General features: G+C 73.1%; 16 protein-coding genes. 9 read left to right on the top strand and 7 right to left on the bottom strand.

The annotated features are described in order from the left end of the window. Positions 1 to 22 precede the first annotated feature (22 nt). Both ACFW1A_RS05540 and coaE read left to right on the top strand, forming a co-directional pair. Positions 23 to 673 carry an MBL fold metallo-hydrolase gene (locus ACFW1A_RS05540; protein ID WP_380404602.1) on the top strand — a complete coding sequence of 217 codons (651 nt, stop codon included), beginning with the start codon at positions 23 to 25 and terminating at the stop codon, positions 671 to 673. Between the two features lie 21 nt (positions 674 to 694). Next, positions 695 to 1285 carry a dephospho-CoA kinase gene (gene coaE, locus ACFW1A_RS05535; RefSeq protein WP_380404599.1) on the top strand — a complete coding sequence of 197 codons (591 nt, stop codon included), beginning with the start codon at positions 695 to 697 and terminating at the stop codon, positions 1283 to 1285. A gap of 7 nt (positions 1286 to 1292) precedes the next feature. Here coaE and soxR read toward each other — a convergent pair whose 3' ends face one another. Next, positions 1293 to 1742, bottom strand: a complete 450-nt coding sequence (gene soxR, locus ACFW1A_RS05530; protein WP_380404596.1) for a redox-sensitive transcriptional activator SoxR — start codon at positions 1740 to 1742, stop codon at positions 1293 to 1295. Positions 1743 to 1795: 53 nt separating this feature from the next. Between soxR and ACFW1A_RS05525 the strand changes: the two genes are divergently transcribed. Together ACFW1A_RS05525 and ACFW1A_RS05520 are read left to right on the top strand one after the other, a co-directional pair. Next, entirely contained in the window at positions 1796 to 2464 is a 669-nt protein-coding gene (locus ACFW1A_RS05525) for a transketolase (RefSeq protein ID WP_380404593.1), read from the top strand. Between the two features lie 30 nt (positions 2465 to 2494). Next, a complete protein-coding gene (locus ACFW1A_RS05520) occupies positions 2495 to 3385 on the top strand; it encodes a transketolase family protein (RefSeq protein ID WP_380404590.1) in 891 nt (296 codons plus the stop codon). 4 nt (positions 3386 to 3389) lie between these two features. On the opposite strand, the gene treZ is transcribed toward ACFW1A_RS05520, so the two are convergent. From treZ to glgX, 3 genes are all read right to left on the bottom strand, one after another. Continuing rightward, complete coding sequence (gene treZ / locus ACFW1A_RS05515; RefSeq protein ID WP_380404587.1) at positions 3390 to 5072, bottom strand: malto-oligosyltrehalose trehalohydrolase; 1683 nt, start codon at positions 5070 to 5072, stop codon at positions 3390 to 3392. Next, positions 5069 to 7303: a malto-oligosyltrehalose synthase gene (treY, locus tag ACFW1A_RS05510; RefSeq protein WP_380404584.1), complete on the bottom strand. Its 2235-nt coding sequence runs from the start codon at positions 7301 to 7303 to the stop codon at positions 5069 to 5071. The genes treZ and treY overlap by 4 nt, the downstream gene beginning before the upstream one ends. An 89-nt stretch (positions 7304 to 7392) precedes the next feature. Beyond that, positions 7393 to 9501, bottom strand: coding sequence for a glycogen debranching protein GlgX (gene glgX / locus ACFW1A_RS05505; RefSeq protein WP_380404581.1), 2109 nt, complete (start codon positions 9499 to 9501; stop codon positions 7393 to 7395). Positions 9502 to 9819: 318 nt separating this feature from the next. Between glgX and ACFW1A_RS05500 the strand changes: the two genes are divergently transcribed. From ACFW1A_RS05500 to ACFW1A_RS05485, 4 genes are all read left to right on the top strand, one after another. Then, positions 9820 to 11088, top strand: a complete 1269-nt coding sequence (locus tag ACFW1A_RS05500) for an SAV2148 family HEPN domain-containing protein (protein ID WP_380404578.1) — start codon at positions 9820 to 9822, stop codon at positions 11086 to 11088. A 141-nt stretch (positions 11089 to 11229) separates the two neighbouring features. Next, a complete protein-coding gene (gene efeU, locus ACFW1A_RS05495; protein WP_380404575.1) occupies positions 11230 to 13299 on the top strand; it encodes an iron uptake transporter permease EfeU in 2070 nt (689 codons plus the stop codon). After that, complete coding sequence (gene efeB / locus ACFW1A_RS05490; RefSeq protein ID WP_380404572.1) at positions 13299 to 14642, top strand: iron uptake transporter deferrochelatase/peroxidase subunit; 1344 nt, start codon at positions 13299 to 13301, stop codon at positions 14640 to 14642. Before efeU ends, efeB begins: the two co-directional genes overlap by 1 nt. Before the next feature lie 136 nt (positions 14643 to 14778). Beyond that, a complete protein-coding gene (locus tag ACFW1A_RS05485) occupies positions 14779 to 15504 on the top strand; it encodes an exonuclease domain-containing protein (RefSeq protein ID WP_380404569.1) in 726 nt (241 codons plus the stop codon). 50 nt (positions 15505 to 15554) lie between these two features. On the opposite strand, the gene ACFW1A_RS05480 is transcribed toward ACFW1A_RS05485, so the two are convergent. The 3 genes from ACFW1A_RS05480 to ACFW1A_RS05470 all read right to left on the bottom strand — a co-directional run bounded on the left by ACFW1A_RS05480 (position 15555) and on the right by ACFW1A_RS05470 (position 19908). After that, on the bottom strand, positions 15555 to 16541 hold the full coding sequence (locus ACFW1A_RS05480; RefSeq protein ID WP_380404566.1) for a polysaccharide deacetylase family protein: 987 nt from the start codon (positions 16539 to 16541) through the stop codon (positions 15555 to 15557). Positions 16542 to 16676: 135 nt separating this feature from the next. Next, positions 16677 to 17582 carry a phosphotransferase enzyme family protein gene (locus ACFW1A_RS05475; protein ID WP_380404561.1) on the bottom strand — a complete coding sequence of 302 codons (906 nt, stop codon included), beginning with the start codon at positions 17580 to 17582 and terminating at the stop codon, positions 16677 to 16679. Positions 17583 to 17676: 94 nt separating this feature from the next. Beyond that, on the bottom strand, positions 17677 to 19908 hold the full coding sequence (locus ACFW1A_RS05470; RefSeq protein ID WP_380404664.1) for an MMPL family transporter: 2232 nt from the start codon (positions 19906 to 19908) through the stop codon (positions 17677 to 17679). A 549-nt stretch (positions 19909 to 20457) separates the two neighbouring features. On the opposite strand from ACFW1A_RS05470, the gene ACFW1A_RS05465 reads away from it, so the two are divergent. Further along, positions 20458 to 22689 (top strand): MMPL family transporter, encoded by a 2232-nt coding sequence (locus tag ACFW1A_RS05465; protein WP_380404558.1) that lies wholly within the window; start codon positions 20458 to 20460, stop codon positions 22687 to 22689. Positions 22690 to 22751 lie beyond the last annotated feature (62 nt).

Below are 22751 nucleotides of genomic sequence, written 5' to 3'. Positions count from 1 at the left end.
AGTTTGGCTGTACAGTCTTCCCATGCGACTGACCAAGTACGGGCACGCCTGCGTGCGGATCGAGAAGAACGGCACGGCCCTGGTGATCGACCCGGGGCTGTTCACGGACCAGGAGTCGGTGCGGGGGGCCGACGCGCTGCTGATCACCCACGAGCACTGGGACCACTTCGCCGAGGAGCGGGTGCGGGTCGCCCTGCAGGCCGACCCGGCGCTGCGGGTCTGGACCAACCGGGCGGTGGCCGAGCAGCTGATCGGCTTCGGGCCGCGGGTCGCCGCGGTCGGCGACGGGGACGCCTTCGAGGTGGGCGGCATCGGGGTATCGGTGCACGGCGAGTGGCACGCGCCGATCCACCCGGACGTGCCCCGGGTGACCAACGTGGGCTTCCTGGTGGACGGGACGCTCTTCCACCCGGGCGACGCACTGACCCTGCCGGAGCAGCCGGTGGACACCCTGATGGTGCCGCTGGCCGGGCCGTGGACCAGGACCGGCGACCTGGTCGACTACCTGCGCGAGGTGCGGCCGGCCCGGGCGCTGGGCATGCACGAGGCGATGCTGAGCGAGATCGGGCTGAAGCTCGTCGGGGAGAACTGGTTGGGCGCCAACGGGCCGGGCACCGGGACGGACTACGGGTACCTGGCGGCCGGCGAGTCGCTGGAGTTGACCGGCGAGTAGCGGGCCAGCCATCCTGCCGCCATGCGGAAGATCGGACTGACGGGTGGCATCGGGGCCGGCAAGAGCGCGGTCTCCGAGTTGCTGGTGGCGCACGGCGCGGTGCTGGTGGACTCGGACCGGATCGCGCGCGAGGTGGTCGCGCCCGGCACGCCGGGACTGGCGGCCGTGGTGGCCGAGTTCGGTCCGGGCGTGCTGGCGGCGGACGGCAGCCTGGACCGGCCGGCCCTGGGCGCGGTGGTCTTCGCCGACCCCGAGCGGCTGCAGGCGCTGAACGCGATCGTGCACCCGCTGGTCCGGGCCCGTTCGGCGGAGCTGGAGGCGGCCGCGGCGCCGGACGCGGTGGTGGTGCACGACGTGCCGCTGCTGGCCGAGAACGGGCTGGCGCCGCTGTACGACCGGGTGGTCGTGGTCGACGCGAGCGAGCCGGTCCGGCTGGAGCGGCTGACCCGGCTGCGCGGCATGACCGAGGCCGAGGCCCGCTCCCGGATGGCCGCCCAGGCCACCCGGGAGCAGCGGCTGGCCGTGGCCGACCTGGTGGTGGAGAACAACGGGACCCGCGCGGAGCTGGAGCAGCGGGTCGAGGAGCTGTGGGAGCGGCTGACGCGGTCCTGACGGACCGTCAGCGGGCCCGGCGGGGAAGCAGTTTGCGCGCGCCCGGGCCCTCGGCGCCCTGCACGTCCTGCGGGTTGTACAGGCCGCACCGCTCCAGCGAGAGGCAGCCGCAGCCGACGCACCCGTCCAGGCGGTTGCGCAGCCGCTGCAGGTCGGCGATCTGCTCGTCGATCCGGTCCTGCCAGGTGGCCGCCACCGGCCGCCACTCGGCCTGGGTGGGCGCGCGGTCCGGCGGCAGCGCGGCCAGCGTGGCCGCCACCTCGTCCAGCGAGAGGCCCACGGTCTGGGCCGCCCGGACGAAGGCGATCCGGCGCAGCGCGTGCCGCTGGTAGCGGCGTTGCCCGCCGGCGGTGCGTTCGGCGTGGATCAGCCCCAGCTCCTCGTAGTAGCGCAGGGCGGAGGCGGCCACCCCGCTGCGGGCGGCGAGTTCACCGATGGTCAGGACGGCGGAGAGCATGGTCCGATCCTACGGTTGACTTCAAGTCGACTTGAAGTTGCACGCTACTGCCCATGACCACGAGCTACGCGGACCTGCCCGCACTGATGAGCCGGATGACCGGCGCCGAGAAGCACGGCCCGGCCGCGCTCTCCACCCTGGACGCGCTCTGGGTGCTCTACGACCGGGTGCTGCGCGGCACCCCGCAGGACCCGGACCGGGACCGCTTCCTGCTCTCCAAGGGCCACGGCCCGATGGCCTACTACGCGGTGCTGGCGGCCAAGGGCCTGCTGCCCGAGGAGTGGCTGGACGGCTTCGGCGGCTACGACTCGCCGCTGGGCCACCACCCGGACCGGACGCTGATCCCGGCGGCCGAGATCGGCTCCGGCTCGCTGGGCCACGGCCTGCCGCTGGCCGTCGGCACCGCGCTCGGCCTGCGGGCCACCGGCACCGCCGCCGCCGTCTGGACGCTGATCGGCGACGCCGAGTTCGACGAGGGCTCCAACCACGAGGCGCTCGCCTACGCCGGCGCCCTGGGCCTGGACAGCCTGCACGCCATCGTGATCGACAACACCTCCGCCACCCACGCCTGGACCGGCGGCATCGCGGCCCGGTTCGCCGCGCACAACTGGTCCACCGCGACCGTGGACGGCCACGACCACCGGGCGCTGTACGAGGCGTACACCGCCGTGCACCCGGGCCGGCCGCACGCCGTCGTCGCCCGCGTCGAGCCCAAGAACTGACACCGCGAAACCAACAGGGGGACACCCACCGTGGACACCATGCGCGAACGCTTCAGCACCGTCACCGCCGAACTGCTCGACCAGGACCCGCGCACCGCCCTGGTGCTCGCGGACATCGGCGCCACCCCGTTCGAGGAGGCGCAGCGCCGCCACCCCGACCGGGTGCTCAACGTGGGCATCCGCGAGCAGCTGATGATCGGCGTCACCGGCGGCCTCGCACTGGCCGGCCTGCGCCCGATCGCGCACACCTTCGCCAGCTTCCTGATCGAGCGCCCGTTCGAGCAGATCAAGCTCGACCTCGGCCACCAGGGGGTCGGCGCCGTCCTGGTCAGCGCGCTGGGCTCGTACGACTGGCCGACCGGCGGACGCACCCACATGTCCCCGGGCGACGTGGCACTGCTGGACACCCTGCCCGACTGGACGGTGCACGTGCCGGGCCACCCCGACGAGGCCGAGACGCTGCTGCGGCACGCGGTGGCCGACGGCGACAGCCTGGTGTACGTGCGGCTGTCGGCGCACCGGAACGGCGCGGCCCAGCCGGTCGAGCCGGGCCGGTTCCTGACCCTGCGCCAGGGCGGCCGGGGCACCGTGCTGGCGGTCGGCCCGATGCTGGACGCGGTGCTGGCCGCCACCGAGGGGCTCGACCTGACCGTGCTCTACGCCGCCTCGGTGCGCCCCTTCGACGCCGCCGCGCTGCGCGCCGCCGGCCACACCGACGTGGTGCTGGTCGAGCCCTACCTGGCCGGCACCTCCAACGACGAGGCCCACCAGGCGCTGGCCGACCTGCCGCACCGGGTGCTCGGGCTCGGCGTCCCCCGCGCCGAGCACCGCCACTACGGGACCATGGACGACCACCTGCGGGCCTACGGCCTGGACGCGGCCGGCCTGCGGGCCCGGATCACCGCCTTCGTCCCGCAGTGACCCGTCAGTCCGTCATGACGGCGCAGGACCGCGCGCCCAGCTCCCGGGCCGTCAGCACGCCCCAGTGCGCCACCGGCCGGCCCGGTGGCAGCTCGGTGGGCTTGTCGGCGAAGTTCACCGTGATCCGGAACCGCCCGCGGTGCACGGTGACCTCGGACGGGCCGGCGTCCACCCGGACCGCGCCCAGGTCGCCGTCGGTCAGCTCCGGGTGCTCGCGCCGCAGCCGGATCAAGGTGCGGTACCAGGCCAGCAGCTCGGCGTGCCGGCCGGACCGCGGCTCGGTCCAGTCCAGCGTGGAGGCGAGCACGGTGGCCGGCGCCTGCGGGTCGGGCACCTCCTCGGCCGTCCAGCCGTAGGCGGCGAACTCGCGGCGCCGCCCCTGGCGGACCGCCTCCGCCAGGCCGGGGTCGGTGTGGTCGGTGAAGTACTGCCAAGGCGTGGACGCGCCCCACTCCTCGCCCATGAAGAGCATCGGGGTGAACGGCGAGGTGAGCACCAGCGGCGCGGTCAGCGCCAGCTGCTCCAGGGTGAGCCGGTCGCCGATCGCCCGGTTGCCGACCTGGTCGTGGGTCTGGGCGTAGCCGAGCAGCCGGTGCGCCGGCACCGGCGGGAACGGGCGGCCGTGGTGGCGGCCGCGGAACGAGGACCAGGTGCCGTCGTGGAACCAGCCCCGGGTCAGCGTGCGGGCCAGCGCGGCGGTCGGGTCGGCCCCGAAGTCCGCGTAGTACCCCTGTGCCTCGCCGGTGACGGCGGCGTGCAGCGCGTGGTGGAAGTCGTCGCTCCACTGCGCGGTCAGTCCGTAGCCGCCGGCCTGCACCGGATCGGTGTGGCGGGGGTTGTTCAGGTCCGACTCGCCGATCAGGAAGAGCGGGCGGCCGGTGGCGGCGGCCAGGGAGGCCACCGACCGGCTGAGCTCCTCCAGGACGTGCACGGCCCGGTCGTCCGCCAGCGCGTGCACCGCGTCCAGCCGCAGGCCGTCGATCCGGTAGTCGCGCAGCCAGGCCAGCGCGCTGCCGATCAGGTAGGCGCGCACCTCGTCCGAGCCGGGCGCGTCCAGGTTCACCGCCGAGCCCCACGGGGTGTGGTGCCGGTCGGTGAAGTAGGGGCCGAACTGCGGCAGGTAGTTGCCGGCGGGGCCCAGGTGGTTGTGCACCACGTCCAGGATCACGCCCAGGCCCTTGCGGTGCGCCGCGTCCACGAAGCGCTTGAGCCCGTCGGGGCCGCCGTAGGGCTCGTGCACCGCCCACAGCGAGACGCCGTCGTAGCCCCAGCCGTGCCGGCCGGGGAACGGGCAGACCGGCAGCAGCTCGACGAAGTCGACGCCGAGCTCGACCAGGTGGTCCAGGCGCTCGATCGCCCCCTCGAAGGTGCCGGCCGGGGTGAAGGTGCCCACGTGCAGCTCGTAGACCACCGAGCCCGGCAGCGCGCGGCCGCTCCAGCCGGTCTCGGACCAGCGGAAGGCGGCATGGTCGACCAGCCGGCTCGCGCCGTCGGGACCGTGCGGCTGCCGGGCCGAGCGCGGATCGGGCAGCGGCGGCCCGCTGTCCAGCCGGAAGGCGTAGTCCTGCCCGGCGGGGGCCTCGCCGCGCCACCAGCCGCCGGCCCCGGCGGTCAGCGGGTGGCGCACCCCGTCCACCTCGACCTCGACGAGCTCGCGCGCGTGCGGTGCCCAGACCTCGTACGTCATCCGTCCTCCCGGAGCAGTAGGGCGACCGTGTCCACCACACCGGTGAACTGACGGCCGGTCAGCAGGTCGCGCCAGCGGCCCGGCAGGTCGAGGGTGGCCGGGGTGCCGCGCCGGGCGAGGGCGTAGGGCAGTCTGGTCACCGCGACGGCCAGGTCGGGGCCGCGCCGGAACGCCACCAGGTGCTCCTCGGCGGGCAGCTGCTGGTACTCGCCGAGCGGGCGCGGCAGGCGCAGCGCGGTGCGGGTCAGGTCGAGCTTGCGGCGGGCGAACGGCGCGAGCCCGGACTCCGGCACGGCGAAGTCCACCGGCGCCCGGTTGTCCGGGTCGACCAGCGTGTACAGCGGCTTCTCGCCGCCCTGGTAGAGGTCCGGCACCCCGGGCATGGTCAGGTGCAGCAGGGTGGCGGCCAGGCTGTTGGACTGCGCGAACGGCTCCAGGAAGGCGACGAACCGTTCGATCCGCCGGTGCAGCTCGGCATCGGCCAGGACCGCACGGGCGTAGTCGGCCAGCTGCGCCTCGTAGACCTGGTCGGGGGAGGTCCAGTTGGTGGCCAGCTTCGCCTCGCGCACCGACTTCAGCAGCACCCCGACCAGCCGCTCCGGCTCGATCGGCCAGGCCGCCACCAGGGTCTGCCAGAGCAGCCACTCGGCGTTGCGGTCCGGCAGGCCGCCGGCCCGCTCGGACCAGGCGGTGCACTCGGCCGCCCACAGCTCCGGCAGCTCGGCCAGCACCGCCAGCCGGGCCCGGGCGTCCGCGCTGCGCTTGGTGTCGTGGGTGGAGAGCGCGGTCATGGTCAGCGGCCAGTCCCGCTGCATCGACTCGCACCAGCAGTGGAAGTCCACCACCGAGATGCCCGGGTGGGCCGGGTCGCCACCCACCTCGTTGACGCTCAGCAGCGGGTGCCAGCGGTAGAAGGCGGTGTCCTCCACGCCCTTGGCGGCCACCGCCGAGGCGGTCTGGGCGAACCGGGTGCGGAACTCGTCCTTGGCGCGGCTGGCGCCCAGGTGGCCCTGGGTGAGCAGTTCGACGAACTGCCGGGTCGACTCCGGGGTCACTATGGTCCGCTCGGCCGGGAAGGGGTAGGGCCGGTAGACCGTGTAGTGGGTGAAGAGGTCGCAGAGCGCGGCGCGCACCGCCTGCGGCTCGTGGTCGGCCAGCTCCGGCTCCTCGGCGCCGATCCGCTCGGCGATCCGGACCAGCCGGTTCAGCTCGGCGGCCAGCTCGCCGTGCGGGGCGGTCATCTCGGCCCGGCCCTGCCGGGCCGCCTCGGTGGCGGTGGTGTCCGTCCCGGTGTACTCGCCGTAGAGCTCGGTGAGCCGGTGCACCCCGGCGCCGTCGGTGAGCACCGCGCCGATGTGGCGCAGGGCGTCGTACCCGGTGGTGCCGGCGCACGGCCAGTCGGCGGGCAGCCGTTCCAGGCCGGCCAGGATCTTCTCCACCACCACGTAGGCGTCACCGCTCGCCTCGGCCAGGCAGCGCAGGTAGCCGCGCGGGTCGGCCAGGCCGTCCGGGTGGTCCACCCGGAACCCGTCGAGCACCCCCTCGGCGTGCAGCCGCAGCAGCACCCCGTGGGTGGCCCGGAACACCTCCGGGTCCTCCACCCGCAGCGCGATCAGGTCGTTGATGGTGAAGAAGCGGCGGTAGTTGAGCTCGGTGTCGGCCAGCCGCCACCAGGCCAGCCGGTAGTGCTGACGGGTCAACAGCTCCGGCAGCGGCAGGTGCTCGGTGCCCGGGCGGAGCGGGAAGACGTGGTCGTAGTACCGCAGGGTGTCCTGGTCGACCTTCAACTGGTCCAGCACGGCGCCGAGTCGGTCGCCCAGCACCGGGAGCAGGATCCGCCCGCCCTGGGCGGCCCAGTCGATGTCGAACCAGTGCGCGTAGCGCGAGTGGCGGCCGTGCCGGAGCACGTCCCAGAGCGGGGTGTTGAGCCGTTCGGGGACCGGCACCGCCATGTGGTTGGGCACCACGTCGGCGAGCAGGCGCAGCCCGTGCCGCTGGGCGGTGGCGGCGAGCGAGCGCAAGGCCCGCTCGCCGCCCAGCTGTTCGCTGATCCTGGTGTGGTCGACGGTGTCGTACCCGTGGGTCGAGCCCGGCGTCGCCTCCAGCAGCGGGGACAGGTGCAGGTGGGACACCCCGAGTCCGGCCAGGTACGGGACGGCGGCTTCGGCGTCTGCGAGCGTGAACGAGGGCTGGAGTTGCAGCCGGTAGCTCGCCGTAGGTGGAGAGATCACATGCCATGCCTACCCGGTCGGCCGGGCCACTACGACCCGATTCGATCGGACGGCGCAGGACTGTGGCTTCTGCACCTTCGCCCGCCGGCTCACGCGGGCCGCTGGAGCACCAGCAGAGCGCGGTCGGCGAGCCAGATCCCGTCCCCCTCCTTGACCCGCTGTCCGGTCCCCGGGGTCGGGAGTGTCGCAAGCGTGGTGTCGACCACCACCTGCCACTGCTCGCCGTGGTCCTTGGGGACGGTGAACTGCAACGTCTCGTAGTGCGCGTTGAACATCAGCAGGAAGGAGTCGTCGGTGATCCGCCCGCCGCGCCGGTCCGGCTCGGAGATGGCCGCGCCGTTCAGGAAGACCGTCAGCGACTTCGCGTAACTGGTGCTCCAGTCCTGCTCGGTCATCTCCCCGCCGGCCGGGGTGAACCAGGCGATGTCGGTCAGCTCGTCCTGGGCGGTGGCCACCGGGCGGCCGCGGAAGAAGCGGCGGCGGCGGAAGACCGGGTGGTTGCGCCGCAGCCAGACCATGCCCTGGGTGAACTCCAGCAGGTCGGCGTCGCCGCCGGCCCAGTCCAGCCAGGAGAGCTCGTTGTCCTGGCAGTAGGCGTTGTTGTTGCCCAGCTGGGTGCGGCCCAGCTCGTCCCCGTGGGAGAGCATCGGCACGCCCTGGGAGAGCAGCAGGGTGGCGATGAAGTTGCGCTGCTGGCGGCGGCGCAGGGCGAGCACCTCCGGGTCCCGGGTGGGGCCCTCGGTGCCGCAGTTCCAGGAGCGGTTGAAGGACTCGCCGTCGCGGCTCTGCTCGCCGTTGGCCTCGTTGTGCTTGTCGTTGTAGGAGACCAGGTCGCGCAGGGTGAAGCCGTCGTGGCAGGTGACGAAGTTGATCGAGGCGATCGGGCGCCGGCCGTCGTGCTGGTAGAGGTCGGAGGAGCCGGTCAGCCGGGAGCCGAACTCGGCCAGCGTGGCGTTCTCGCCGCGCCACAGGTCGCGCACGGTGTCGCGGTACTTGCCGTTCCACTCCGTCCACAGCGGCGGGAAGTTGCCCACCTGGTAGCCGCCCTCGCCGACGTCCCACGGCTCGGCGATCAGCTTGGCCTGGGAGACCACCGGGTCCTGCTGGACCAGGTCGAAGAACGAGGACAGCCGGTCCACCTCGTGGAACTGGCGGGCCAGGGTGGCCGCCAGGTCGAACCGGAAGCCGTCCACGTGCATCTCGGTGACCCAGTAGCGCAGCGAGTCCATGATCAGCTGCAGCACGTGCGGGGAGCGCATCAGCAGGCTGTTGCCGGTGCCGGTGGTGTCCATGTAGTATCGCCGGTCGGCCGCCAGCCGGTAGTACGAGGCGTTGTCCAGCCCGCGCATGGAGAGCGTGGGGCCCAGGTGGTTGCCCTCGGCGGTGTGGTTGTAGACCACGTCCAGGATCACCTCGATCCCGGCCGCGTGCAGCGCCTTCACCATGGACTTGAACTCCTGCACCTGCTGCCCGCGGTCGCCGACCGAGGAGAAGGAGCCGTGCGGGGCGAAGAAGCCGACGGTGTTGTAGCCCCAGTAGTTCGACAGCCCCAGGTCGCGCAGCCGGTGGTCGCGGACGAACTGGTGCACCGGCATCAGCTCGATCGCGGTGATGCCGAGCTTGGCCAGGTGCTCGATCAGCGCCGGGTGGGCGAGCGCCGCGTAGGTGCCGCGGATCTCCTCCGGGATGCCCGGGTGGCGCCGGGTGAGGCCCTTGACGTGCGCCTCGTAGATCACCGACCGGTGGTAGTCGGTGCGCGGCGGCCGGTCGTTGCCCCAGTCGAAGTACGGGTTGATGACCACCGAGTGCATGGTGTGCGGGCCGGAGTCGAGGTCGTTCCGGCGCTCGGGCGCGCCGAAGTGGTAGCCGTACACCGACTCGTCCCAGTCGATGGTGCCGCTCATCGCCTTGGCGTAGGGGTCCAGCAGCAGCTTGGCGCTGTTGTGGCGCTGGCCGCGCGCCGGATCGTACGGGCCGTGCACCCGGAAGCCGTACCGCTGACCTGGCTGGATGCCCGGCAGGTAGGCGTGGCGGACGAACGCGTCGGTCTCGCGCAGCTCGACCGCGCGTTCGACGCCGTCCGGTCCGAGCAGGCACAGCTCGATCCGGTCGGCGCTCTCGGAGAACACCGCGAAGTTGGTGCCCACCCCGTCGTAGGTGGCACCCAACGGGTACGGCTGCCCTGGCCAGACCTGCATATAGCCTCAACTTCCCTGGTGTCGCGAGGAGCTGATGCTCCTTCGGGGAAACGTTGGCGCACCGCTGGCTGCGGTATGCCCGGAGAGACGCGGAGCATGTCTGATCCGGGCCTCGTGGTGACGCGCGGCGCACTGCCGGTCGACACTCTGTCAAGTGGCATCGTTGCCGCTTCCCCGCCGATCTGATGCCCAATCGGGCCGCATTCGCCCGAACGGGTGTCCAGTGGAACACTTCTGACTTCCGTTGTGGTCAGGCAGTACCCTTGATCGTCACGTCGCCTCCGTTCGGGGAGGGGCGGCCGAGAGGTGAGGTAGCGGATGGGCATCTTTGTCGGTGGCGGCCCCGCCGACGAGTGGCCCCAGGGGTCCGGCCCGGCGGCCCGCACCGAAGCGCCCACCGTGGTGCTCGGCCCGCCCGGCGGCGGCCGGCTGATCCCGGCCCAGTCCGGCGGCGACCCGGGCACCCCCGGCTGGAGCCCCGAGCAGTGGCAGCAGGCCTACCAGCGGGTCCGGCTCACCGGGCGGGCCTACGTCTGGCTCAACCTGGTCGAGCAGCGCCTGCGCTCCCTGCTGGACGAACTGCTGCGACCGGTCTACGCCCCCGCGCACGGCGCGGACTGGGTGACGGCGGCGGCCGGCCCGGTCGGCGAGGAGTGGGTGCGCCGGGCCGCCGCGGTGCGCGAGGTGAGCCGGCGCAAGGGGTACCTGCTGGACCCGGACGACGACGACCCGCTGGTCTTCCTGACCCTGCCCCAGCTGCGCGAACTGATGGTGCAGCACTGGCCCTGCTTCGAGCCGTACCTGGACGACCGCCGGGAGATCGAGCTGGCGCTCGACGAGCTGGAGGTCGCCCGGCACGTGGTCTCCCGCAACCGGAGCCTGTCGGCCACCGTGCTGGCGCAGACCGAGCGGGCCGCCGCCCGGGTGCTCGGCCTGCTGGACGGCCGTCCGGCCCAGGCCGTCGGCCTGCCCGCCGACGTCATCGAGGAGCTGGTGGCCGGCCGGTACGCGGACGTGGCCGCGGTGCACGCCGACCGGGTCCGGCTGCAGCGCGACCTGCCGGTCGAGGACCTGCTGGAGGGGGCCCGCCGGCTGGACGCGCTCGGCATCGGGCTGGGCATGCTCTGCCAGAACTTCACCGGCAAGCGGCTGGTGCGGCTGGCGACCGAGGGCTGCCGGGTCCGGCTGCTCTTCCTCAACCCGGCCAGCAGCGCGGTCCGTCGGCGCGAGCGCGAGCTGGGGCTGGGGCGCGGCGAGCTGTCCCGCTCGATCGAGATGAACATCATGCACGTGCGCCGGGTCCGGGCCCGGCTGCGCGACCAGGGCGGCTTCGAGATCCGGGTCTTCGACGAGACCCCGCGGTTCACCGCCTACCTGGTCGAGGGGGCCCGGCTGCCGGGCTCCCGCCGGCGCACCGGCGACCTCGGGGTGGTGCAGCCCTACCTGCGCCGGGCACGCGGGATCGAGTCCCCGGCGCTGGTGCTGCGGGCCGCGCCGATCGGTCCGGAGGACGGCGAGCCGGGTCTGCTGGAGGTCTACCGCGAGGAGTTCGAGGGGGTCTGGGCCGATTCGCGGTCCGTCAGCTGACACATCCTCTGGGGTTAGCTAAGGCTTGGCTAACTTGTGACCGACCCCCCGTGGACGGCGTTTTCCGGCCCTAGGTAAGGTATGCCTAAGCTAAGCGCGATCGCGCTAGCGATCACGCACGCCTAGGGGAGTTCAGCACCCATGTGGGACGACGCTTTTCCAAGCTTTCTGATCGGGCTCAGGGAGGGCCTGGAGGCCGGACTCATCGTCTCGATCCTGGTCGCCACCCTGGTCCGCTCGGACCAGAAGGGCCGGCTCCCGCAGGTCTGGACGGGGGTGCTGGCCGCGATCGCGCTGGCGCTCAGCTTCGGCGCCGTGCTCACCTTCACCGCCGCGAACCTGTCCGGCACCGCGCAGGAGGCCTTCGGCGGCACGCTCAGCGTGATCGCGGTGGCCTTCGTCACCGGCATGGTCTTCTGGATGCGCCGCTCGGCCCGCCACCTCTCCTCGGAGATCCGGGAGAAGGTCACCGCGGCGCTGGCCATGGGCAGCGGGATGCTGGTCGTCACCAGCTTCCTGGCGGTGGGTCGGGAGGGCCTGGAGACCTCGCTCTTCCTGTGGACCACCGCCCGCTCGGCGGGTGAGGCCACCGGTCCGGCGATCGGCGCCGCGGTCGGCCTGGTGCTGGCCTCCGGGCTCTGCTGGGGCCTGTACCGCCGGGTGCTGAGGATCAACCTGACGAAGTTCTTCACCGCCACCGGCATCGTGCTGGTCGTGATCGCCGCCGGGGTGCTCAGCTACGGGCTGCGCGACCTGCAGGAGGGCGGCGTGCTGCCCGGGGCGCACACCTACGCCTTCGACCTGAGCGGGTCGCTGGACGCCGGCTCCTGGTACGCGACGCTGGTGCAGGGCGTGTTCAACCTGACCGTCACCATGACCTGGCTGCAGGTGGTGGGCTACGTCGGCTACCTGGCCGTGGTGATGACCCTGTTCGTGCGGGGCCTGCGGGTCGCGGCGCCGAAGCCGGCCCCGGCCGCCGAGGTCGCGGCGGCCGAGGGCGCCGAGGAGGGCACCGCGGCCGAGGAGGCCGTCGGCGCCGCGCCGCGCCGCAACCGCTGGCTGCTGCCCGCCGCCCTGGTCGCCGTCCCGGCGGTGCTGGCCACCGCGGTGATCGCGGTGAGCGACGGCAAGCGGGCCGCCGCCGGCACCGTCACGGTCTCGGACGCCCAGGCCGACTGCGGCAAGGGCTTCAACACCCCGCAGCCGGGCCGGCAGACCTTCCAGATGCACAACGCCGGCAGCAAGACCTCCGAGGTGTACCTGGTCAACCCGGCCACCAACGCGGTCTACGGCGAGATCGAGGGCCTGGCCCCCGGCACCACCCGCCCGCTCACCGCCACCATCGGCAGCGGCGACCTGGCCTGGCGCTGCGTGCCCACCGGCGGCGACGCGGTCACCTCGGCCAGCGTGCACGTCAGCGGCGGGCAGGCGGTCAAGGCGGTGCTCCCGGTCTCCGAGGACGACCTGAAGGGCCCGCTCGACCAGTACAAGGCGTACGTGAACGGCGGCCTGGCCGAGCTGCTGACGCTGACCCAGAAGCTGCAGGCCGACGTGCACGGCGGCGACCTGGCCGCGGCCCGGGCCGACTGGCTCACCGCCCACCTCAAGTACTCCTCGCTGGGCGCCGCCTACGGCACCTTCGCCGACCTGGACAAGAAGATCAACGGCCGGGCCGACGGCCTGCCGGACGGCGTCGCCGACAAGGACTTCACCGGGTTCCACCGGGTCGAGTACGGCCTGTGGCACGGTCAGGGCGCCGCCGACCTGACCCCGGCCGCCGACCAGCTGACCGCCGACGTGGCCGACCTGGTGCAGAAGTTCCCCGGCCAGGACTTCGACCCGACCGACCTGCCGCTGCGCACCCACGAGATCCTGGAGAACACCCTCCAGTTCGAGCTCACCGGCGACACCGACGAGGGCAGCGGCACCAACCTGGCCACCGCGCAGGCCAACACGGCCGGCACCCGCGAGCTGCTGACGGTGCTCCAGCCGCTGATCGAGCAGCGCAGCCCCGAGCTGCTGGCCACCGTGAACGCCGGGATGAAGCGCCTGGGCGACCTGCTCGCGGCCGCCCACCGGGCGGACGGCAGCTGGACCCCGGTGCAGCAGCTGGACGCCAGGACCCGGATGCAGCTCAACGGCACCACCGGGCAGCTGCTGGAAGACCTCGCCCCGATCCCCGACCTGCTTGAGATCCGGAAGTCCGCCTGATGACCGAGAACACCACTCCCGTGACGCGCGACGCCGCCGCCGGCTCCTGCCCCTTCCCGCACCGGGCGGCGGCCGCCGCGGCCGAGGCGGCCGGCTGCCCGGCCGCGCCCGCCCGGCGCAGCTTCCTCGGCACCGCCCTCGGGGTCGGTGCGGCCGGCGCCGCGCTGGCCGGCGGTGCCTTCGCCCTCGGCGGCGGCCCGCAGCCGGCCGCCGCGGCGGACGCGAAGGGCGCCGACGCGGTGGTCCCGTTCCACGGCGAGCACCAGGCCGGGATCCTGACCCCGCAGCAGATGTCCGCGATGTTCGTCTCCTTCGACGTGATCGCCCCCGACCGCCCGGCGCTGGAGCAGCTCTTCCACACGCTGACCGAGCGGATCCGGTTCCTCACCGCCGGCGGCACCCCGCCGGACCTGGGCGTGGGCGCCCCGCCGGCCGACAACGGGATCCTCGGCCCGACCGTGCCCAGCGACAACCTGACCGTGACGGTCGGCGTCGGGGCCTCGCTCTTCGACGAGCGCTACGGGCTGGCCAAGGCCAAGCCGGTCAAGCTCGGCCCGATGAAGACCTTCCCCAACGACAACCTGCAGGCCGACGAGCTGCACGGCGACCTGTCGCTGCAGATCTGCGCCAACAGCCAGGACACCGTGCTGCACGCGCTGCGCGACATCGCCCGGCACACCCGCGGCGCGATGCAGGTCAAGTGGCGCATCGACGGCTTCCAGAGCGCCCCGCGCCCGGCCGGCGCGCAGCGCAACCTGCTCGGCTTCAAGGACGGCATCGTCAACCCCGACGTCAAGTCCGGCCGGGAGATGGACCGGCTGGTCTGGGTCAAGGACGGGGCGGGCGAGCCGGCCTGGGCCACCGGCGGCAGCTACCAGGTGATCCGGATCATCCGGATGCTGGTGGAGTTCTGGGACCGGGTCTCGCTGGCCGAGCAGGAGAAGATGTTCGGCCGCCGCAAGGACACCGGGGCCCCGCTGGACGGCGCCAACGAGAACGACGCGCCGGACTACGCCAAGGACCCGGACGGCAAGGCGATCCCGCTGGACGCGCACATCCGGCTGGCCAACCCGCGCGACGCCAAGACCGACGACTCGCGGATCCTGCGCCGCGGCTACAACTACGACCGGGGCGTCGACAAGGTCGGCAACCTGGACATGGGCCTGGCCTTCTGCTGCTACCAGCAGGACGTCACCCGGCAGTTCGAGGCCACCCAGACCCGGCTCATCGACGAGCCGCTGGTGGACTACATCTCGCCGACCGGCGGCGGCTACTTCTTCGTGCTGCCGGGCGTGCGGGACGCGAACGACTGGCTCGGCCGCTCGCTGTTCGCCGCCGCCTGAGGCCGCGTCGGGCCGGTGCGGCCGGCCGGTAGCACGCCGCTCCGGGGCCCTGGTCGGGGGCCCGGGGGCGGCGTTGTCACAGGCAGCCGCGATGATGGGTCCCGACCGAGCGAGCTGCGAACGGAAGGCGCCGGTGATGAGTGAGGCGAGCTGGGCCAGCGGACCGCTGGCGGCGTTCGACCTGGAGACCACCGGGACGGACGTCGAGCGGGACCGGATCGTCACGGCCGCCCTGGTCGTGATCGACCACCCGGGCGCCGCGCCGCGCAGCCGCGGCTGGCTGCTGGACCCGGGGGTGGCGATACCCGAGGCGGCCGCCGCGATCCACGGCATCTCCACCGAGCAGGCCCGGGCCCAGGGCGCCCCGGCCGCCGCGGGGGTGGCCGAGATCACCGCGGCGGTGGCCGGCACGCTGGCCGCCGGCGTCCCACTGGTGATCATGAACGCCCGGTACGACCTGTCGCTGCTGGACCGCGAGTGCCGCCGACACGGCGTCAGTCCGCTGTCGGCGCGGCTGGGCGGGGTGCCCTCGCCGGTGATCGACCCGCTGGTGCTGGACAAGAACCTGGACCGCTACCGCAAGGGCAAGCGCAACCTGCGGGCGCTCTGCGAGCACTACGGGGTGCCGCTGGACCACGCGCACGAGGCCGCGGCGGACGCGGTGGCCGCCGCCGGGGTGGCGCGCCGGCTGGGCGAGCTCTTCCCGCTGGCCGGCGCGGTCTCGCCGGCCGAGCTGCACGAGCTGCAGGTGCGGGCCGCGGCCGAGCAGGCGGCCTCCTTCGAGCGGTACCTGCGCCGCACCTACGACCCGGGGGCCGAGGTGACGCCGGCCTGGCCGGTGATCCCGTTCGCCGCGGCCTGACCCGCCGTCAGACGGACGCCCCGCCGGGGCGGACCGGGTCCGGCCCGGGCTCAGACCGCGGGGAAGGCGAAGGTGTAGCCCTGCTGCACCAGCCAGGGCAGCAGCTGCGCGAGCGCGGCCACGGTCTGGCTGCGGTCGCCGCCGCCGTCGTGCATCAGGATGATGCCGCCGGGGTGCAGCTCCTGCTTGGCGGTGGCCAGGATCCGGTCCGCGCCGGGCCGGGACCAGTCGCGGGTGTCCACGGTCCAGCCCAGCGGGCGCATCCCGTCCTGCACGGCGATCTGCCGGTTGTCGGCACTGAAGTCACCGCCGGGCGCGCGGAACCAGCTGACCTGGGTGCCCGGGCCGCCGGCCTGCACGATCATGTCCTTGGCCGCGGTGACCTCGTAGACCTGCCGGTCGTGCGGCAGCGTGTGCATCGGCTGCGGGTGGTGCACGGTGTGGTCGCACAGGCGGTGGCCGTCGGCCAGGATCCGCTGCACCAGCGCCGGGTTGGCGGCGGCCTGCGGGCCGATCTCGCAGAAGGTGGCCTTGGCGCCGTACTGCGCCAGCAGGTCGAGGATCTGACCGGTCGCCGGGCCCGGGCCGTCGTCGAAGGTGAGCGCCACGGTCCTGCCGTCGGCCGGTCCGGCCGCGGTGGAGTAGACGATCGAGGTGCCGGGCTGGTCGGGGGCCGGGATCGGGGCCGCCGCCGTGGTGGCGGGGGAGGACGGGGTGCGGCTCGGGCCCGGCGCGGGGGTGCCGGCGGTCGTCGGACCGCGGCTCGGTGCGGGCGGACCGGGGTGGGTGCCGCTGCTGCTCGGACTACTGCTCGGACTACTGCTCGGACCGCTGCTGGGACTGCTGCTCGGGCCGTGTCCCGGGTCGGTGCTCGAACCGGTGCTCGCGCTGCTGCCGGCCGTCGTGCCGGCGCCGGCCTGTGCCGTGGGCTGGGCGCCCTGGGCGGCGCCGCAGGCGCAGGCGAGGGCCAGCGAGAGCACGGCCGCGCAGCCGGCGACGGCGCGGCGCAGGGTGCGGCGGTTGCCGGCAGTCGACATGCGGCAGCTCCTCACGTGGTACCAGCCGCCCGGAGTGGTCGCGGCTGCTCCCTACGACGATGGCCGTTCGGCCGACAGTTCCGAAACGATGAAAGTATCTTGAGACCTTTCTCACCCGGCTCTCAGGAGCCCGGGTCAGAGTGCGTGCCACCGGCCCGGCCGGCCCGGTTCGCGCAGGTCGGCCACCCGGCGCCGGAACTCGGCCAGCGCCGCCGCGCTGCCCGGCACCTGCTGGGCGACCCAGGCGGTGGCCGCGGTCTCCCGGGCCGCGCGCAGCACCGCCCAGCCGGCCCACTCGCGCACGTCCCAGCCGTAGCCGCGGACGAAGGCCCGGTACTCCTCCTCCGGCACCCCGTAGCGGTGGTGGGAGAGCGCCAGCACCACCAGGTCGTGCTCGCGCAGGTCGTCCGCCACCGTCTCCAGGTCCAGCAGGATCGGGCCGTGCGGGCCGAGGTGGACGTTGCGCGGCAGTGCGTCGCCGTGGATCACCCCGGGAGGCAGCACCGGCACCAGGGCGGCGACGGCCGCGGACTGCTCGGCCGCCAGCCGCCGCAGGTAGTCGGCGTCGGCCGGGTCCAGGTGGCCCTCGGCGGCCCGCAGCCAGCGCGGCACCGGGGCCAGCAGGTCGCGGGCGGGCAGCGCGGTCGGCGGGGCGGGCAGCAGGTGCAGGGCGCGCAGCAGCGGGCCGAGGTCGCGGGCGGTGGCCGGGCGCACGGGCGGCGCGAGGCGGTGCCAGAAGCTGACCGGGTGCCCCTGGGCCAGCACCAGGGCGGAGTCGGGCTGGTCGGTCACCCCGTCGGCCGGGCGGACCACCGGGATGCCGGAGGCGTCCAGCCAGCGGGCCACCCGCAGTTCGCGGGACGCGCGGTCGGCCAGCGCCGGGTCGCGGCCGACCTTGACCACCAGGGCCGGGTCGGCGAGGTCGAAGACCGCGTTCTCGCCCAGCGCCAGCAGCCGGGCACGGGCGGGCTCGGGCAGCGCGGCGCGGGCACAGGCCAGGGCGAGCAGCTGCCGCGCCCTCGCCTCGTCGAAGATCTGCATGCCGACGAACGTACCGGCCGCCCCCCGGGAATCCGGGGGACGGCCGGTACGGACGTGACGCCGTGTCAGCGGGCCCCGGCGACCGGGGCCGGGGTCAGGCCTCGACCCGGCGGTGGCGCGGGCCGGCCAGCGGGAGGTCGGTCGCGGTCGGCTCGGTGGCCGCCGGGGTGATCGGCGGCACCGGCACCTCGTGCTCCAGCCTCGGCAGCCAGTTCAGCCAGCGCGGCAGGTACCAGTTGCGCTCGCCCAGCAGGCTCATCGCCGAGGGCAGCAGCACGCCGCGGATGATCGTGGCGTCGATCAGCACCGCGACCGCCAGGCCCACGCCCATCTGCTTCATGGACTGCATCGACAGGGTGCCGAAGACCGCGAAGACCGCCACCATGATGATCGCCGCGCTGGTCACCACCCCGGCGGTGGAGCGGATCCCGTGGGCCACCGCGGCCCGGGTGGGCAGGCCCCGGTCGTGCGCCTCCTTGATCCGGGAGACCACGAACACGTGGTAGTCCATGCTCAGGCCGAAGAGGATCACGAAGAGGAAGAGCGGCACCCAGGACTCCACCGCGCCCACCCCGGCGGTGCCCAGCAGCGAGGCGCCCACCCCGTGCTGGAAGACCAGGGTCAGCACGCCGTAGGCCGCGCCCACCGAGAGCAGGTTGAGCACCACCGCGGTGGCCGCGATGCCCAGCGAGCGGAACGAGGCGAGCATCAGGACGAAGGCGAAGACCACCACGAAGGCGAAGACCGGCAGCATGCTGGAGGTCATCTTCGCGTTGAAGTCGTGCGAGCCGGCCGTGTTGCCGGTCACCGGCGCCTCGGTGCCGGGGACCTTGAGCAGGGTGTTCGGGATCACGTCGTGGCGCAGCGCGTCGAGTGCGGCCACGCTGGTGGCGTCGTTGCCGCTGCCGTTGAGCGGGACGGCGATGGTGGCGACGTTGGCCTGCGGGTAGGGGGTGACCTCGATCGGGCCGTGCATCCGGCCGGTGGCCAGTGCCCGGGTCTGGAAGTCGGTGATCGCCTGCTTCATCGCGGGGGAGCCGAGGTCGCCGGTCCTGACCACCACGACCGCGGGGGCGGGGCTGCCGGGGAACGCGGCCTCGATCCGCTCCGAGGTCTGCACCAGCGCGTTGCCCTTGGGCAGGGTCTGGTTGAAGGTCAGGTTGGCGGTGTGCATGGTGAGCAGCGGGGCGGACAGCGCCAGCAGCAGGCCGCCGGCCAGCACGGTGGCCGCCAGCGGGCGGCGCAGCACCGGGGTGAGCACGGCGTTCCAGACCCGGCTGCCGGCGGCGGGGTCCTTGGCCTTGAGCTTGTGCAGGAACGGCACCCGGCCCTTGTCCACCCGGTCGCCGAGCATCGACAGCAGCGCGGGCAGCACGGTGAGCGAGCCGAGCACCGCGGTGACCACCACGACGATGGTGGCGTAGCTCATCGCCTGGAAGTCGGCGATCCCGGTGAGGAACATGCCGGCCATGGCGACCACCACGGTGACCCCGGAGACCAGCACCGCCCGGCCGGAGGTGGCGGCGGCCAGCTGGAGCGCGGTGGCGGCGTCCCGTCCGGCAGCCCGCTCCTCGCGCTCGCGGCGCAGGTAGAAGAGGCAGTAGTCGACGCCGACCGCCAGGCCCACCAGCAGCATCACCGAGCTGGCGTCGTTGCTGGTGTGCAGGAAGGAGCTGCTCAGTGCGACCAGGCCACCGGCCGCCATGAACGCGGTGAGCGCCAGACCTACCGGCAGCACGGCGGCGACCACGGCGCCGAAGGCGATCAGCAGGATGCCCAGGGCGAGCGGGACGGCGGTCCACTCGGCGCTGGCGAAGTCGTTCTTGAACTGGTCCTGGATCCACTTGCCGGCGGTGGCCTCGCCGAACTCCTCGACGGTCAGGGAGGGGTTGGCCTTCTGCACCCCGGCGACCGCGTCCAGGGTCTTGGTGACCTTGGTGGTGGCGTCGTCCTTGGCGCCGGGCAGGTTGAACTGGACCAGGGCGGAGTGCCGGTCGGCGGAGATCGCCTTGGTGTCGTAGGGCGAGCGGACGTCGGCGGCCTGGCCGGTGCCGTTGATCGCGGCCACCACCTGGGTCACCGCCTGCTGGAAGGCGGGGTCGTCGGCGGTGAGGGTGCCGCTCTGGACCAGGACGGTCTCGCCGGCCGGGGTCTTGATCCCGGCCTGGTCGAGGATGGTCGCGGCCCGGGAGACCTCGCCGGGTTGCTGCTCGGAGTCGGTGATCTGGTGGCTGCCGGCGGCGCCGCCTAGGAAGACGGCGAGGACGACGAAGAGGAGCCAGCCGAAGACGGCGGTCTTGCGGTGGCGGGCGCTCCAGGCGCCCATCGTGGCGGCCAGGCCAAGCTTCGGTGACCCTGGAGTGGATGGCACGGGAAGTCTCCCCCTGAGGACGCGACGGTGCGGGTCGCGGTGGTCGGCGGCGGCCCGGTGCTGCGCCCCGGGCTCGTAAAAGAGCCTAGGAAAAGCGCAGTTGACGAGTAATCCGGCCAGCGGGTGAGTGCACCCTGGGTCTGCCCCCAGGTGCGGGGTGGGGTTATCCCTACCGTGGGCTCCACCTTGGGTACCGGGTCGGATCCACCCTGAGGCGGAGAGATCTCCACCCGGGGGACGAGGCTCCTGCGCCCCTCGGCAGGTCAGGATGGTTCAGGGCAGTAGGAAGGCCCCTTAGGGGATCGTCGCGCGGGTCTTCGCGACCCCGGCGGAGCGGCCGTGGAGGTCACTTGCCGGTCGGCCAGTAAGTTCTCGTATGATGCTCCCTCCGACACTTTTACTTACCTGCCGACCGGCTAAGGCCCTCGGCCGAAGCCGTCAGCCGTCGCCCAGCGTCCCGTCCCCCTAGGGCTGCGGTGAACCATGCCAGGAGGCAAAACGAGCATGTTCCACCGAATCGGACAATTCGTTGTCAAGAGGGCGTGGTGGGTGATCGCCGGCTGGGTGATCGCCGCGATCGCCATCGTCGCCACGGCGCCGACCCTGACGGCACAGACGGACGAGAGCGCCTTCCTGCCGAAGAGCTACGAGTCCATCCGTGCGATGGACGTGCAGCAGAAGGCCTTCCCGGAGAACTTCACCCCCAGCGCGATGCTGCTCTTCGAGCGCACCGACGGCGGCCAGTTCACCGACGCCGACAAGGCGGCGATCCAGAAGGTCACCGACGGGCTCACCGCCGAGCACATCAAGTACGTCGACCAGATCCAGCCGGTCGACGCGCAGCACATCTCCAAGGACGGCAAGTACGGGCTGTCCCTGATCGGCTTCGACAAGAGCGCGCCGAAGCAGGGCCCCGAGACCGCCGACACCGCCAAGAAGCTGCGCGACGACGGCAAGACGCTGACCCAGGGCACCAACCTCAAGGTGCAGGTCGGCGGGCAGGCCGCGCAGAACCTCGACCAGCAGGACTCCTCGAAGCTGGCCAACGCGCTGATCGGCGTCGGCACCGTCGTCATCATCCTGCTGACGCTCTTCCTGATCTTCCGCAGCCCGCTGATCGCGTTCCTGCCGGTGGCCCTGATCGGCGTCTTCTCCATGGTGGCGAACGGGCTGATCGCGGACGCCAGCAAGCTCTTCGGCCTGCAGGCGGACTCCTCGGTCCAGGCGATCCTGATCGTGGTGCTCTTCGGTGTCGGCACCGACTACTTCCTCTTCCTGATCTTCCGCTACCGCGAGCGGCTGCGAGCCGGTGAGGACCGCCAGACGGCCATGGTCAACGCGGTCGGCCGGGTCGGCGAGGCGATCTCCTCGGCCGCCGGCGCCGTCATCGTGGCCTTCAGCGTCCTGGTCCTGTCCAGCCTCGGCATGTTCAAGGCGATGGGCCCCTCGCTGGCCATCGCGGTCGCCGTCACGGCGCTGGCCTCGGTCACCCTGGTCCCGGCCGTGCTCTCGAAGATCCCGGAGCGGGTGCTGTTCTGGGAGAAGGGCCTCGTCTACGCGTTCCGCAAGGTGGTCCTGCGCAAGCAGCCGACGCCGCGCACCAAGTGGCGGCTGGAGCCGACCGGCGCGACCTTCGCGAGGTTCGGCGCCACCGTGCAGCGCCGGCCGGGCCTGGTGGCCGCGGTCTCCGGCCTGATCCTGGTGGCCCTGGCGCTGGGTGCCACCGGTTACAAGGGCACCTTCGACCTGGCCTCGAGCTCCATGCCGAAGACCAAGGAGTCGATGGTCGTCCAGACCACCATGACGAGCGCCTTCTCGGCCGGCGCCGCCTCGCCGACCAGCGTGTACGTCAGCTCCGCCGACGGTGCCGCGCTGGACAAGGCGGGCTTCCCGGCCTACGTCGCGGCGCTGGGCCAGGTCCCCGGCGTCGGCCAGGTGGTGCCGCAGCCCAAGCTCAGCAGTGACGGCACCACCGCCAACTTCACGGTGATGCTCAAGGACGACCCGGCCTCGAACCGGGCGATCGACACCGTGGGCAAGCTGCGCACCGTCGCGCACGCCCAGGCGCCGCAGGGCAGCCAGGTCTACGTGGGTGGCCAGAGCGCCATCTACAAGGACATCGACACCGCGATGGCGCACGACTACTCGCTGGTCTTCCCGATCGCCGCGCTGCTGATCATGCTGATCCTCGGCCTGCTGCTGCGCAGCGTGGTGGCCCCGTGGTACCTGATGGCGGCGGTCGGCCTCGGCTTCGGCGCCACCGTCGGCGCCACCACCCTCGTGTTCCAGAACATGAAGGGTGAGCCCGGCCTGATGTTCATGCTGCCGATGTTCATCTACCTGTTCGTGGTCGCGATCGGCACCGACTACAACATCCTGATGATCGCCCGACTGCGGGAGGAGGCCCAGGAGGGCCGCAGCCCGCGCGCGGCGGCCAGCATGGCGCTGCGGCACGGCGGTCCGACCGTCGCGGCGGCCGGCGGCATCCTGGCGGCGACCTTCGCCACCATGTGCTTCGCCGGGAACACGCTGTTCAGCGAGATCGGCTTCTCGGTGGCCTTCGGCATCGCCGTCTCGGCCTTCGTGATGGCGATGTTCTTCACCCCGGCGCTGACCGCGCTGCTGGGCCGCAAGGCCTGGTGGCCGGGGCACCAGGGGCTGGCCGACCACGACGCGAGCCACGTGGTCGCGGGTTCCGCCGCCGCGGTGGAGGCGGAGCCGGCCGGGCGCCGCTGAGCGCGGGGCCGGTAGTGGGCGGCGGGGCGCCCCGGGGGCGCCGTCCCCGGGGGGCCCCGCCG

The organism is Kitasatospora sp. NPDC058965 (assembly GCF_042741245.1).
Classification (GTDB): Bacteria; Actinomycetota; Actinomycetes; order Streptomycetales; family Streptomycetaceae; genus Kitasatospora.
Note: the sequence above shows the minus strand (reverse complement) of the source record. Positions and strands in the feature narration are given on the sequence as shown.

What these genes read in the sequence shown, in the direction of transcription:
- ACFW1A_RS05540 (WP_380404602.1), top strand. Translation starts at nt 23, where the DNA reads ATGCGACTGACCAAGTACGGGCACGCCTGCGTGCGGATCGAGAAGAAC.
- coaE (WP_380404599.1), top strand. Translation starts at nt 695, where the DNA reads ATGCGGAAGATCGGACTGACGGGTGGCATCGGGGCCGGCAAGAGCGCG.
- soxR (WP_380404596.1), bottom strand. Translation starts at nt 1,742, where the DNA reads ATGCTCTCCGCCGTCCTGACCATCGGTGAACTCGCCGCCCGCAGCGGG.
- ACFW1A_RS05525 (WP_380404593.1), top strand. Translation starts at nt 1,796, where the DNA reads ATGACCACGAGCTACGCGGACCTGCCCGCACTGATGAGCCGGATGACC.
- treZ (WP_380404587.1), bottom strand. Translation starts at nt 5,072, where the DNA reads ATGACGTACGAGGTCTGGGCACCGCACGCGCGCGAGCTCGTCGAGGTC.
- glgX (WP_380404581.1), bottom strand. Translation starts at nt 9,501, where the DNA reads ATGCAGGTCTGGCCAGGGCAGCCGTACCCGTTGGGTGCCACCTACGAC.
- ACFW1A_RS05500 (WP_380404578.1), top strand. Translation starts at nt 9,820, where the DNA reads ATGGGCATCTTTGTCGGTGGCGGCCCCGCCGACGAGTGGCCCCAGGGG.
- efeU (WP_380404575.1), top strand. Translation starts at nt 11,230, where the DNA reads ATGTGGGACGACGCTTTTCCAAGCTTTCTGATCGGGCTCAGGGAGGGC.
- efeB (WP_380404572.1), top strand. Translation starts at nt 13,299, where the DNA reads ATGACCGAGAACACCACTCCCGTGACGCGCGACGCCGCCGCCGGCTCC.
- ACFW1A_RS05485 (WP_380404569.1), top strand. Translation starts at nt 14,779, where the DNA reads ATGAGTGAGGCGAGCTGGGCCAGCGGACCGCTGGCGGCGTTCGACCTG.
- ACFW1A_RS05480 (WP_380404566.1), bottom strand. Translation starts at nt 16,541, where the DNA reads ATGTCGACTGCCGGCAACCGCCGCACCCTGCGCCGCGCCGTCGCCGGC.
- ACFW1A_RS05475 (WP_380404561.1), bottom strand. Translation starts at nt 17,582, where the DNA reads ATGCAGATCTTCGACGAGGCGAGGGCGCGGCAGCTGCTCGCCCTGGCC.
- ACFW1A_RS05470 (WP_380404664.1), bottom strand. Translation starts at nt 19,908, where the DNA reads ATGGGCGCCTGGAGCGCCCGCCACCGCAAGACCGCCGTCTTCGGCTGG.
- ACFW1A_RS05465 (WP_380404558.1), top strand. Translation starts at nt 20,458, where the DNA reads ATGTTCCACCGAATCGGACAATTCGTTGTCAAGAGGGCGTGGTGGGTG.